The sequence below is a fragment of the Bacteroidota bacterium genome, from assembly GCA_037133915.1.
Lineage (GTDB): Bacteria > Bacteroidota > Bacteroidia > Bacteroidales > CAIWKO01 > JBAXND01.
Map to the genome: position 1 here is coordinate 12,943 of JBAXND010000008.1, position 12,856 is coordinate 25,798.

General features: G+C 42.8%; 11 protein-coding genes. 10 read left to right on the forward strand and 1 reads right to left on the reverse strand.

The features are described from left to right. Positions 1–65: 65 nt before the first annotated feature. From purB to WCM76_04275, 6 genes are all read left to right on the forward strand, one after another. Entirely contained in the window at positions 66–1,415 is a 1,350-nt protein-coding gene (gene purB / locus WCM76_04250; protein ID MEI6764829.1) for an adenylosuccinate lyase, read from the forward strand. A 12-nt stretch (positions 1,416–1,427) separates the two neighbouring features. Further along, positions 1,428–2,297 (forward strand): glycosyltransferase family 2 protein, encoded by an 870-nt coding sequence (locus WCM76_04255; protein ID MEI6764830.1) that lies wholly within the window; start codon positions 1,428–1,430, stop codon positions 2,295–2,297. A 318-nt stretch (positions 2,298–2,615) separates the two neighbouring features. Beyond that, positions 2,616–2,834, forward strand: a complete 219-nt coding sequence (locus WCM76_04260) for a heavy-metal-associated domain-containing protein (GenBank protein ID MEI6764831.1) — start codon at positions 2,616–2,618, stop codon at positions 2,832–2,834. 53 nt (positions 2,835–2,887) lie between these two features. Continuing rightward, the gene (locus tag WCM76_04265; GenBank protein ID MEI6764832.1) at positions 2,888–3,250 is read left to right on the forward strand and encodes a heavy metal-associated domain-containing protein; all 363 of its coding nucleotides are present in this window, start codon (positions 2,888–2,890) and stop codon (positions 3,248–3,250) included. Between the two features lie 29 nt (positions 3,251–3,279). Continuing rightward, positions 3,280–4,227: a CPBP family intramembrane glutamic endopeptidase gene (locus WCM76_04270; protein MEI6764833.1), complete on the forward strand. Its 948-nt coding sequence runs from the start codon at positions 3,280–3,282 to the stop codon at positions 4,225–4,227. Positions 4,228–4,521: 294 nt separating this feature from the next. After that, complete coding sequence (locus WCM76_04275; protein ID MEI6764834.1) at positions 4,522–5,133, forward strand: riboflavin synthase; 612 nt, start codon at positions 4,522–4,524, stop codon at positions 5,131–5,133. 43 nt (positions 5,134–5,176) lie between these two features. Here WCM76_04275 and WCM76_04280 read toward each other — a convergent pair whose 3' ends face one another. Further along, on the reverse strand, positions 5,177–8,317 hold the full coding sequence (locus tag WCM76_04280; protein ID MEI6764835.1) for a UvrD-helicase domain-containing protein: 3,141 nt from the start codon (positions 8,315–8,317) through the stop codon (positions 5,177–5,179). A gap of 107 nt (positions 8,318–8,424) precedes the next feature. On the opposite strand from WCM76_04280, the gene WCM76_04285 reads away from it, so the two are divergent. From WCM76_04285 to WCM76_04300, 4 genes are all read left to right on the forward strand, one after another. Continuing rightward, positions 8,425–10,773 (forward strand): M14 family zinc carboxypeptidase, encoded by a 2,349-nt coding sequence (locus WCM76_04285; GenBank protein MEI6764836.1) that lies wholly within the window; start codon positions 8,425–8,427, stop codon positions 10,771–10,773. Positions 10,774–10,829: 56 nt separating this feature from the next. Further along, positions 10,830–11,453 (forward strand): hypothetical protein, encoded by a 624-nt coding sequence (locus tag WCM76_04290; GenBank protein ID MEI6764837.1) that lies wholly within the window; start codon positions 10,830–10,832, stop codon positions 11,451–11,453. Position 11,454: 1 nt separating this feature from the next. Further along, positions 11,455–11,859, forward strand: coding sequence for a hypothetical protein (locus WCM76_04295; GenBank protein ID MEI6764838.1), 405 nt, complete (start codon positions 11,455–11,457; stop codon positions 11,857–11,859). A 79-nt stretch (positions 11,860–11,938) separates the two neighbouring features. Beyond that, positions 11,939–12,769, forward strand: coding sequence for a hypothetical protein (locus tag WCM76_04300; protein ID MEI6764839.1), 831 nt, complete (start codon positions 11,939–11,941; stop codon positions 12,767–12,769). Positions 12,770–12,856: the final 87 nt, after the last annotated feature.

Below are 12,856 nucleotides of genomic sequence, written 5' to 3' on the forward strand. Positions count from 1 at the left end.
AATTTCAACTCAACTGAATTAAAATAAATACATTTGTTGGTGATTATCTAACAAACAGTTTTATTATGGAACTCTCTGAACTTACCGCATTATCGCCTGCTGATGGCCGTTACAGATACAAAACACAGGAACTGGCACAGTTCTTTTCTGAGTACGCTCTGATTAAATACAGGGTAATGGTGGAGGTAGAATACTTCATTGCACTGGGTGGCATTGGCCTTCCGCAGATGAAGAAATTCACCGCAAAGGAACAGGAAAAGCTGCGTGCTGTCTACCTCGACTTCTCGGTTCAGGATGCGAAAGTAATCAAGCAGATCGAGCGCAGAACCAACCACGACGTCAAAGCGGTTGAGTATTTCATCAAGCAAAAGTTAGTTAAACTGAAACTCGGCGATTATAAGGAGTTTGTGCATTTTGCGCTCACATCGCAGGATATAAATAATACCGCGCTTCCGCTGATGGTGTGCGATGCCTATACCATGGTTCTTGAACCGGAACTCGACGGCATTATTCTTACGCTGAATCAAATGGCCAACGACTGGAAAGAGATTCCTATGCTGGCACGTACGCACGGACAACCCGCTTCACCAACCCGTTTGGGAAAAGAACTTTTTGTTTTTGTAGAACGCCTGGAAAATCAACTTTTAATGGTTGACAGCATTCCCTGGATGGCGAAATTTGGCGGTGCCACAGGCAATTTCAACGCTCACCATATTGCGTTTCCAAAAGTTGACTGGATTGAATTCGCCGATAATTTTATTTGCAAACTGGGCCTCAACAGACAGCGCACTACTACTCAGGTGGAACACTATGACGAACTGGCGGCCTTTATGGACGGACTGAAGCGTGTAAACGTTGTCCTTACCGACCTCTGTGCCGACATCTGGCTGTATATTTCCATGGATTATTTCAGGCAGCAAATCAAGAAAGATGAAGTGGGTTCTTCCACCATGCCGCATAAAGTAAATCCGCTTGATTTCGAAAATGCGGAGGGCAATCTTGGTTACGCAAATGCAATATTGACGCACCTTTCGGCAAAACTTCCTGTTTCACGTCTGCAGCGCGACCTCACCGATTCAACGGTAAGCCGCAATATCGGCGTTGCCTTCGCACACATGCTTATTGCATTGAAATCGCTCAGTAAAGGACTCGGAAAACTGATTATCAACAAAGGCGCCATTGAAACCGACCTCGACAAAAACTGGGCGGTAATCTCGGAAGCCATTCAGACGATTCTTCGCCGCGAAGGTTACCCCGAGCCTTATGAAGCATTGAAAGATCTGACACGAAACAGCAATCTCGTTACAAAAAGTACGCTGCATACCTTCATCGATAAACTGAAAATAAAACCGGCACTTAAAAAGGAGCTGAAAGCCATTACTCCTTCCGGATATACCGGCATTTGCCCGTTTTAAGACGATTTTAAAATGAAAGTTTCCGGATTTACCTTTATCAGGAATGCCGTAAAATTTGATTACCCCGTTACTGAGGCCATACGCTCTGTACTACCGCTGTGCGATGAATTTGTGGTCGCTTTGGGTAATTCCGAAGACGAAACCCGTGAACTGATTTTATCTATCGGTTCTCCCAAAATCCGCATCATTGATACCGTTTGGGACGACAGCCTGCGCGAAGGCGGCCGTGTGCTTGCCGCGGAAACCGATAAGGCTTTTGCTGCAATTTCTTCCGATAGCGACTGGGCTGTTTATATTCAGGGCGATGAGGTTATCCATGAAAAATATCATCCTGCCATTTTAACCGCCATGCAGCAATGGAAAGATAATCCCAAAGTTGAAGGGTTACTGCTGCGTTATCTGCATTTTTACGGCTCCTATGATTATACAGGCGATTCACGCAAGTGGTACCGCCGCGAAATTCGGGTGGTGCGCAACAGCAAAAAAGTGACTTCTTTCAGAGACGCACAGGGCTTTCGTTTCGACAACAGGCTGATGCGCGTGAAGGCGGTTGATGCCTGGGTGTATCATTACGGATGGGTGAAATCGCCAACGGCACAGCAAAACAAGCAGCAGTATTTTCATAAACTATGGCACGACGATAGCTGGATGGAATCCAATATTCCGAAAGTTGATGAATTCGATTATTCGGGTATCGATTCACTGGCACGCTTTACGGGTACGCATCCGCAGGTGATGCATAACCGCATCTCCGGGCAGAACTGGGAATTCAGCTTCGACCCCTTACAAAAGAGGTTTACACTGCTTTCGCGGATACTCTATTGGATTGAGAAAACCACCGGATGGCGCATCGGGGAATACAAGAATTTTCGAATTATTTAGCATCCGGGAGATATTTTCGTCCCTTATAATATAAAAATACAGGAAATAATTTGCAATAGTTTGATTATTGGGAATTGCGTCGGAATAAATACTTCGTACTAACAATTAATGATTCAATCTTTTGCGCCTTTGCGTGAAATAAAAAAACAGCTTATTATAGCTTTCAATGAGGCACTTTATTTCGAATAAGCTAATTTTTCCTTAATTCATTGACCTTATGATTTTAATCAGAGCGGTGTGCGATGTTCAGGCATGGTTTTTAGAGTAACTTTGCAGATGCTTATTAACTAATATTCACGCACCATTATAATTTTTAGGATGAAAACATTTAGGTTCGTTACAAGTATGAAATGCTCAGGTTGCTCTGCCAGAATTGATCAGGTTTTTATGAAGTTGCCCGACCTGAGGTCATGGCAATTCAGCCTCGGAAATCCTGAGTATAATCTGGAAGTTGAAAGTATCGGCGCCACTTCCGATGATATCATTAAAGCCGTTACGGATGCAGGTTACAGTTGCAGGTTAGCAGTTAACAATTAGCAGTTATCAGTAAACAGTAAACAAAGAATTCACCAACTAATAAAAACGAACAAATGAAAACCAGGTATTTTTCGCTTATCCTGATCCTGTCATTTTTTATGACAATGGGTGTTGGATGTGCACAAAGCAACAAAAACACGGAGATCAAGATTAAAACATCGGCCGTATGCGGCATGTGCAAAGAAAGGATTGAAGGTGCACTCGCTTACGAAAAAGGTGTGAAGAAATCGGAACTCAATTTGGATGATATGGTACTTACTGTTACCTACAATCCTTCAAAAACCAATCCTGATAAAATACGTCAGGTGATTAGCAAAGCCGGTTACGATGCCGATGATGTTAAAGCCGATGCGACTGCTTACACCAATCTTCCGGGATGCTGCAAGAAAAAAGGTTCAAAGTGCGGATCGAACTAGTTGCCGGTTAAATTGTTATTTTTGACCTGATGAAAACGATTGTTAGAACCATCAGGGAACATATTAAAGCGGACTGGAACCCCTGGATTTACGGGTTTACAGCCGCTTTTCTTATTGCATCAATCACACTCAATTATCTGTTTAGTTTTCAGAATAAATTTGTTGAAAAGGGTGGAACTGACATAGAAGCAATACTGCGCTTTTTCGCCTTCTATTCCTTTGCTTATTACGTCATTGCTATTCCAAAATTACTGGTCTCCGGGCAGCAGAGTGTTCTGAAAAACCGGGAATTCTGGATCAAAAGCCTTTCGTTGCTGGTGTTGATTTCCATTGTAGGACGACTGCGGTATTACAAATATGTGGGCGAACTTTTTAATGATATCCCGACCAGGGCATTTGTAATGAAATTATTGGTACAGGCGCGCTGCACGCTCATTTATCTGATTCCCTTATTCGTACTCAAACGTGTTTACGACCACCATACGAAAGGTTTATTCGGTCTGAGTTTTTCGAAATCCGACCTGCGCATCTATTTTGTATTGCTTGCTATTGTTGCACCTCTCGTAATTGCCGCTTCTTTCACTCCCGATTTTCTTTCGGCCTACCCGCGTTATAAACCCTGGATTGTAGATATAGTGCCGGGCATGAGTAAAGTCTCTATGACAGGCGTCTTTGAAACTTTTTACGGGCTTGATTTTGTGATGGTGGAACTGATGTTCCGCGGCGCTTTCGTTATCGGAATGATTGCTGTTATGGGTAAGGAAAGCATTTTGCCCATGGTGTCGGTGTATGCCTTTCTGCATTTCGGAAAACCCTTAGGCGAATCTATCGGGGCTGTCTTTGGCGGTTATATTCTCGGTGTGATAGCCTGGAAAACCCGCCACATTTGGGGAGGTGTAATCATTCACATGGGCGTCGCCTTTTTGATGGAAATTATGGGATTTCTGCAGTATTATGTTTTTCATGTAAGACGGTAACTTCTTGGTACTAATCTTCTGATGATAGTGTCTTGACTATAAGTATTATAGTACTGGAATATTTCTCTGTGGCTCTCTGTGCCTACTCTGTGTCCTCTGTGAAACTATTTTTAATAAATCCAACCTGCGTTTTATTTTATGCTTTGCGCCTTTACGTGAAATAGAAAATACGGAAGTATCATTATTGTAACATTTCACAAAAATTACTTTTATCAGTTATTATAAATAATAATTGTGACTGAGTTTGACCGATAAAAACTAATTTTGTGATGATAAATTATTAAAACAGCTGATATGTTCACAGGAATTGTAGAAACAACGGGTAAAGTGGTAAGCATAGACCACGATAAAGCAAATATAAATATCACCATTGAAACGGCTATTGGCAATGAGCTTAAAGTCGATCAGAGCATGAGCCATGACGGTGTGTGCCTTACTGTGGTAAATGTAAATCACGAAAAAAATCAGTACGTGGTAACTGCCATTCAGGAAACCCTGGATAAAACGAATCTCGGCTCATGGAAGCCCGGCTATGTGGTAAACCTTGAACGCAGCATGCGCATGGACGGTCGTTTCGACGGGCATATCGTGCAGGGTCATGTTGACCAGACCGCAAAATGCATTAAAGTCGAAGAATACGACGGAAGCTGGAAATACTATTTTGAATATGACCCCGGCCGTCGCAATATTACGGTTGAAAAAGGTTCAATTTCGGTGAATGGTGTGAGCCTTACCGTGGTTGATTCGGAACCGGGAATGTTCTCCGTTGCCATCATTCCTTATACCCATCAGTTCACCAACTTCCACACATTCAAGCCCGGAAGCGTTGTGAATATTGAGTTTGATGTGTTCGGAAAATACGTCGCCCGCCTGCTTCAGCTTTATATGGACGATAAAAATAAATAGCCACACCGCCTGAATACATTACGGATATTGACTTTTCAGCAGCTTATACTTTTACAAGTAGCGGTTCGTCATGCAGATAAAGCAGGTATTTATCAATGTTGCGATAACCCATTTCAGCCAGCAATGAGGCGTAGTTTTGCAATTGCAGCGTGTGACTTTCCTGCTGTGAACCGGTTTTAAAATCGATGACTGCCGTTTGATTTTCAAAAAGAACAATTCTGTCAGGACGAAAACTCTTGCCGGTCGAATCAATAATTTCACACTCGGTTTTTATTTTTAGTCCGGGAACAAAAAATGCTGAAATAGCCGGATTATCTGCTATGCGCTGCAGGTATTGCTGCATTCCGTCTTTTTCGTCAGCATTCATCAGCCCTTCTGCAAAAGCCTTTGCAACGGCAGATTCAATATCATCAAAGGTGCTTACTTCCGATAAAATGCGGTGAAACGTCTGCCCGTGAACCTGTCTGTTGCGCTCTTCGTCGCTGGGTTCGGGCGCCCGCAGTTTCAACGTTACTCTGCCTTTCCATCCTGTTGACACAAAATCGGTGAATGCTGCGGCAGTGGCAGGCTTTTCTGCCCGGGTATTGATGGCTTTTTCACCAAATGTATACACATGCTGTTCTTCGTTCCATGCACCTCTCGAGCCAAGAAAAGAGCTGAGCAGGTCAGGTACGCACTTCAGTGTTTCGGGCTTTTTGGTGGGCATATCGGTCAGTACAAACAGCCTGTCAATGGGGCGTGTGAGCACAACATACAGCAGGTTGATAAAATCAAGATACGATTTCTCTCTTTCTTCCGCCATGAGCGGAGCAAACCTTGTTTGCTCAATACGTGCCGACAGCGGGAGCATGGCAACCGGAAGTTCTTCAAAGGTTTCGTCTTTGAGCTCCACCCATGCCGCGGCTTTGGTGTTTTTCGATTTTTCAGTGGCAAAGGCATAAATAACAATCGGAAATTCCAGTCCTTTGGCTTTGTGTATGGTCATGACCCTTACGGCATCCGTTCCTTCGGGCACTTTTACCGAGCGGCTGCCGCTGTTATCTTCCCACCACTCCAGAAATCCCGACAGGCTGCTGTTATATTTTCCCGCATATTCAAATACCGCATCCAGAAAAAAGGCAAGGTACGGGTCGGCTTTGGCCGATAGTTTGAAAATGCGGATTATTTCTTCGCAAAGCTCATATACCGGTTCTTTCAGCAGCCGGCTAAACGGCACTTCGAACCCAAGTGAACGCAGCAATACATTGAAACCTAAACCGTCTTTCAGTTTTCCGAGGAGTTCATTCAGTGTGCGCTTGCCGCAATGTCCGTTTTGAACAAGCCAAGCAAGTACCGCTGCTTTCGAGAGGTCGTCATGGGTATTGGAGAACCACCGCAGAACCGACAGAATAAAATTAATATCGGGAGAAGCTGACAGCAGCAGCGATTCGGAACTGATTACCGGTATGCCGCACCCGATAAGGTAACGGGCTGTGGCACTCGCGTTGTTATTGGAGCGGCAGATAATGGTGATATCTTTGTACGCATATTTTTCTGCAACAGCCCCCGCAATAATGGTTTCTACGGCATCAAACTGACGGGCTGCGAAGTCTGTGTCATCATCTTCTGTTTTTGAAATGAACTGCAGCTCTACATAACCGCCTTTTTTAGAGGGAAGCGCTTTCTGCGCCACATGCGCATAAATATTTTGCGCTGCACCGTCAAGGTGTTCCCGAATAAAGGTGAAGAAATCATTATTGAATTCTATGATAGTGCTCAACGACCTGAAATTGGTATCAAGCATCACCGCTTCATAATTTCGTGACAGCGATTCTTCATAATCGTCGGCAAGAACGCCCCGTTTTTTAATTACTTCGGGAAGCCGTTCAAATTGTTCTACTTCACCGTTGCGCCAGCGGTAAATAGCCTGCTTCCCGTCGCCCACCACCAGATTAAACTGACCGTTCGACAGCGAATTGTCTATCAGCGGAAGCAGGTTTTGCCACTGCATGACTGATGTATCCTGAAATTCATCAAGAAGAAAATTTTTGAACCGCTCACCGGCACGCTCGTATATGAAAGGTACAGGCTCTTTCAATACAACATCGGAAATGCGCTGATTGAATTCGCTGATGAAAATAATATTGTTTTCTTCCTTTATAGAATCAAGCAGAAGCGCGGTTTCATTCAATACCGCCAGCGGAAAAATATTCCGGTTGATTTCGCTGTAGACAATATAATTATCGAGACCGGCATCAATGAGTGTACGGGCAGCTGTGTATACAGCGCGGATGCCGTCTTTAATACCGTCAATGGCTGCTTTCTCAGTATTTCCTGCTTTGGCGCTGTACCATTTATCTTCTTCAATGGTTTCATAAACATAGCTGTTGGGCTCAAGTTTATCGCTGCGGCAGTCGCGCAGGTATTCGAAATACTTTACGATGCCGGTTTTGCCGCGATAAAAATATTCTGCCGAAAGCCCGGCATCACTCACCAGTTTCAGTCCGGCTTCACCTTGTGTCGAAATATTTTTTTCAAAGGTTTTCCGGAGAACGGCAATTTTGTTTTTTATCTTAATGAAATCCGCTACACGCATATGTTTCAGCCGGCTGATATACTGCTGCGTATCTTCGTCAAGAAGCGCTTTCGCGAAAACGGCAAGGTCATTTTCAATGTTCCAGTTCTTTTCTTCCTGTGCTTTAATTTCCGTAAATTCTACCAGCGCTTTTGTCAGTGCATCTTCAATGCCGGCCTTGCTTATCAGCATGTCAACGGCTTCGGCAATGAGCTTTTCGGGGTTCATTTCCACATCAAAATTCTGCGGAAGATGCAGGTCATGGGCAAAGCTGCGGATAATACGATGCGTGAAACTGTCGATGGTGCATACCGCAAAATCTGAATATCGGTGCAGGATAAACGTAAGTACTTCAGCCGCGTTTTTTCTGATCTCAGCTTCGTTTAATCCTGTTTGCTGGATAAGTCTTGGCAGAATAACCGCAACATCGCTGCTTTCTGATCCGGAGGCAAGCTCTTTCAGTCGTTTCAGAATGCGGTCTTTCATCTCGTTGGCAGCCTTATTGGTGAAGGTCACCGCCAGAATACTACGGTATTCCTGGGGCATTTTAATAACGAGCGCAAGATATTCCAGAACAAGGGTAAATGTCTTGCCCGAACCGGCCGATGATTTGTAAACTCTGAAATTCATGATGGTAAAAATACCTTTTTTTAATTTATTCCATTGGTTTCTTTATCTTTGAAATGCATCATTTGTTGATAAATCCGCTTATGCTCAAAAAACAGTTTCTTATAGTCATGGCAATGTTGATTGCTGCCGCGGTTTTTGCTCAGTCCGGGCAATATTCCCGCGTAAAAGTTTCACTTAATAATATTAGTATTGAGCGCATAGCGACACTGGGCATTCCTCCTGAAGGCTTTGTCGATAAAGACGGAGCGCTTATTCTGGAGATTTCTTCGGATGATATTCAGAAGTTGAAAGATAATAATATTCCCTGCCAAATCTTGATTGCCGATGTTTCTGAGTATTACAGACTGAGAAATACGCTTCCGCAGAATGAGGAAAAAAATGTAAATCAATCGGGCTGCGCAAACACGGTCTGGCAAACGCCTGCGCATTTTGTGCATGGCTCCATGGGCGGTTATCTTACCCTTACGGAGATGCTTGCTCAGCTCGACAGCATGCGGCTTCATTATCCAAATCTGATAAGCCAGAAAATGACGGTTGGCACAGGTCATACCATTGAGAACCGTTCTTTATATTATGTCAGAATATCCGATAATCCTGATGTTGATGAGCCCGAGCCGGAAGTGCTGTATTCCGCGCTTACGCATGCGCGGGAACCCATGGGCATGCAGCAGCTGATTTTTTATATGTGGTATTTGCTTGAAAATTATAATACAAATACCGAAATTCATAACCTGCTCAATAATCTGGAATTGTATTTTGTGCCCTGTGTAAATGCCGATGGCTATGAGCGCAATCATACTACAAATACCAATGGTGGCGGCATGTGGCGCAAGAACAGGCGCAACAACGGCGATGGCACCTATGGCGTCGACCTGAACCGTAATTATGGCTATCAGTGGGGATATGATAATACAGGTTCATCGCCCACCACAAGCAGCGAGACCTACAGAGGCACTGCGGGCTTCTCCGAGCCCGAAACCCAGATTATGAAAGGCTTTTGCGAAAGCCGTTCCTTTGTCACTTCCATCGACTGGCACTGTTACGGAAACTATCTGATTTATCCCTACAGTTACATGGCTTCGCTGCTCACGCCCGATTCGAATGTGTATAAAGCATATTCGCAACTGATGGTGCATGAGAACGGCTATTTGCAGGGAACGCCTTTCCAGACGCTTGGCTATACCGCCAATGGCGGCTCCATCGACTGGTTCTACGGCGAGCAGTCAACAAAAAACAAAATGATTGCATGGGCGCCTGAAGCGGGCAATTCAAACGATGGCTTCTGGCCCGCCGCTTCACGTATCGACGATATTGCTCAGGGCGATGTATTACAGAATCTTTATGTGGCACGATTTGCAGGGCGTTACGCGCTGCTTGCCGATAAATCACCGCGCTTTGTTCCTCAGCTGAATGGCTATTTTAAATTTGATATTCAGCGCCTGGGGCAGAGTGCCGCCACATTCACCGTATCGGTGATTCCGCTAAGCTCAAATATACTGTCAACAGGCGGTTCTGTGGCTTTTTCAGGCATGAATGTGCTTGAATCCCGCAGCGACAGTATTTCCTTTACACTCAATCCGTCTATCGTTGCCGGTGATGAAATCATTTACTTGCTTTCCTGCAACAACGGGCTTTACAGCGTTTCAGATACCATACGGAAAATTTACGGTCAGGCAGTGAGTGTGTTTGCCGATGCAGGTACAAATATCAATAACTGGACAACAGGCGGATGGGGGATAAGCACCACAAATTACCACAGTGCACCTTCATCCATTACCGATTCGCCTTCGGGGAATTACAGCGACAATCAGAATTCATCAGTTACACTGACATCTTCGGTAAGCCTTGTAAATAATATATATGCGCTGCTGAGCTTCTGGACAAAATGGAATATTGAAAAAGGATATGATTATGTTCAGGTAAAAGCTTCGGCCGATGGTGGCGCTACATGGACGCCGCTTTGCGGAAAATACACCGTGAACGGTACTTCGAATCAGTTATTGGGACAGCCTTTGTATGACGGCATTCAAAACACCTGGGTGAAGGAGGAAATTGATTTGAATGATTACCTGGGGCAGAACATAAAACTGCAGTTCACGCTGGTTTCTGATGGCGGTGTTAACGCGGATGGATTTTATTTTGATGATGTTGATGTAAGTGTTCTGAATGCCGTAAATGTCGGAATGTCGGAAAATGCAAGCGATGGGTTTTTCCTTTCTGAACCGCTTCCGAATCCTGCTTCCGGCAATGTAAAAATCTCTTACCGAATTCCTGAACACCGCGGAACCCTTAAGGTTTACAATACCCTTGGCGCAATGGTTTACACCGTTCCGCTTTTGCAAAATTCAGGAGATGTTACTGTTGATGTATCGCAGTGGAACAGCGGAATTTATTTTTATGGAATACAGGCAATGGGCCGGACTCAGCTATTCAAAAAGTTGGTTGTAACGGAATAGATAAAAAAAGTACTTAGTATTTGGTAGAAAGTATTTAGTACAAAAAAATGTTGGTTATGAAAAACCTGATTGTTCAGTTGCTTCTGATTTGTATGATGAGCTCGCCTCTGGTCGCACAAGTGGATACTGTCCGTAAGCATAAAAATGATATTTCTAAAAATTCAATTTTTGTTGAGTTTTTTGGTAATGGTGGCTTATCGTCTATAAATTATGACAGGATTGTTCTCGCTAAGAAGTTTCACAAAGTGAGCGTTAGGGGAGGCGTTTCGTTTTCACTATTGTCAACGATTTACAATCAAAATAAAAGAAATATTATTGATCCGTTAACGCCAATTTATATAGGTAGGAAATATGTCGGCGATGAATTATATAATTCATCTTTGATTGTGCCTTTGGAAGTAAATTATTTTTTTGGGAAAAGATATTGTCTTGAGATTGGTGCCGGGCTTACCGGCGATATTCATTTGATAAAGAATCTTTACGGCTCAAGATTATACCTTTTTACACGAGTGCTTGGATTTCGATACCAAAGAGAAAACGGTGGCTTCTTCTTCCGTGCAGGCTTAGTTCCTTCATTTAAAATATTCCTGTATAAAAATGAGTTTTTATTCGACCCTTTCAAATATTATTTTTCATATTTTTCTTTCGATATTGGTTACACCTTCAAAAATAAAAAATAGCATGAGAACCATTTTACCAAAGTGCTTTGTGCTTATCTTCTTTTTATTGTTTTTCAGCCAATGCAAAAAGGATTACCCTGACGATATTCCAAAATGGGTAAAGACTGAGATACAGAATTTCAAAAAAGTTACACCCGATTGTATTTGCCACTACTCAGATGACGATATTAACCCGCAATTATCAATTAGTGAATATATTATTAACAGCGAAAAAATATACGCATTTGTTCAAACCTGTTCCTATCGCGGGGAATATGTGACTATCTTCGATAATAATGGAAATTCTTGGAATGGATGTCAAGGAATTGGAGAAGTGAACTATGATAATGGAAAAGCTAATTGTTTAGTATTTGTCAAGAGTCATTGCTCTTCGTCTCGGTTGATTTGGTCCGGAAAAATGTACTGATAAATATGTTATTTTAAACAAGTCGGCAATCAAACAATACAACAATATTTAGTTCTTCGCTGGTATTAAACACTTTGATATGATAAACCGGATTATTTATTCGCAACGGATTGTTTTTATTCTCCTGATTTTAGTTGCATATACGGAGTTTGCCGCTGCTCATATTGCCGATTCTTCCAGAAGAAATAAAATTTATTTTCCAATTGGAATGTGTGTGGGTTTTCAGATTCGCACCTTGAATTCCAATATTAAATGTCCTAGAGAAGTAGGCGATTCAGTTCCGCCATTTATGGCTGAGGATAAAATATACCGAAATGCTTTCATGGCAAGTAATGGTTTCTGTCCTATGATTGGAATTACCTGGTCAGGTAAAAAGATGAATTTTCATGATATTTCGTTTGCATTCAATGCATTTAGGTCTAAGCAAATAGAAACTCCATACGCTCAATTGGGATTGACATCAAAGTATTATGTACTGCAATATGCCTATGCACGTCCAATCTCGAAAATACTGTACAATAAATTTCTGATTTCTCCTGTCTGGGGGCTTAAGTCTAAATTTATTTATTCACTTAATAAATACTCTTTTCAGGGCCGTGACCAGGGTAATCAATGGGACATGGACGAGAGGGACGAAGCATGGATGATACTTCCGTCCATTGCCTTGGGATTGCGATTTAACCCCGGGACTCTGGCCATGACACTGGGTTATGACTTTTCTCCTGTAGCGTGGATTTCAATGAATCATAAAATGAGTATTCTTGATGACCCAATGCCTCATTATACTGGCAGTTCAACGCTTACAGAAACTAAAAGCAATAAAAGGTATCTTATTGGTCCCGGTGAAATGAGCCGTTCCCGCCTATTATATCAGAATTTGCAGTTTTCTATGATTTTTACGTTTTTCTAAAATATCAAGACAATCAAACAATCCAACAATTCAGCAATCCAACAATTTTGACTTTATAGACTTTAGAAACGTTACAAACTTTCACAC

Bases quoted from the DNA above. Each gene is read 5' to 3' on its own strand.
- purB (MEI6764829.1), top strand. From the start codon at position 66: ATGGAACTCTCTGAACTTACCGCATTATCGCCTGCTGATGGCCGTTAC.
- WCM76_04255 (MEI6764830.1), top strand. From the start codon at position 1,428: ATGAAAGTTTCCGGATTTACCTTTATCAGGAATGCCGTAAAATTTGAT.
- WCM76_04260 (MEI6764831.1), top strand. From the start codon at position 2,616: ATGAAAACATTTAGGTTCGTTACAAGTATGAAATGCTCAGGTTGCTCT.
- WCM76_04265 (MEI6764832.1), top strand. From the start codon at position 2,888: ATGAAAACCAGGTATTTTTCGCTTATCCTGATCCTGTCATTTTTTATG.
- WCM76_04270 (MEI6764833.1), top strand. From the start codon at position 3,280: ATGAAAACGATTGTTAGAACCATCAGGGAACATATTAAAGCGGACTGG.
- WCM76_04275 (MEI6764834.1), top strand. From the start codon at position 4,522: ATGTTCACAGGAATTGTAGAAACAACGGGTAAAGTGGTAAGCATAGAC.
- WCM76_04280 (MEI6764835.1), bottom strand. From the start codon at position 8,317: ATGAATTTCAGAGTTTACAAATCATCGGCCGGTTCGGGCAAGACATTT.
- WCM76_04285 (MEI6764836.1), top strand. From the start codon at position 8,425: ATGGCAATGTTGATTGCTGCCGCGGTTTTTGCTCAGTCCGGGCAATAT.
- WCM76_04290 (MEI6764837.1), top strand. From the start codon at position 10,830: ATGAAAAACCTGATTGTTCAGTTGCTTCTGATTTGTATGATGAGCTCG.
- WCM76_04295 (MEI6764838.1), top strand. From the start codon at position 11,455: ATGAGAACCATTTTACCAAAGTGCTTTGTGCTTATCTTCTTTTTATTG.
- WCM76_04300 (MEI6764839.1), top strand. From the start codon at position 11,939: ATGATAAACCGGATTATTTATTCGCAACGGATTGTTTTTATTCTCCTG.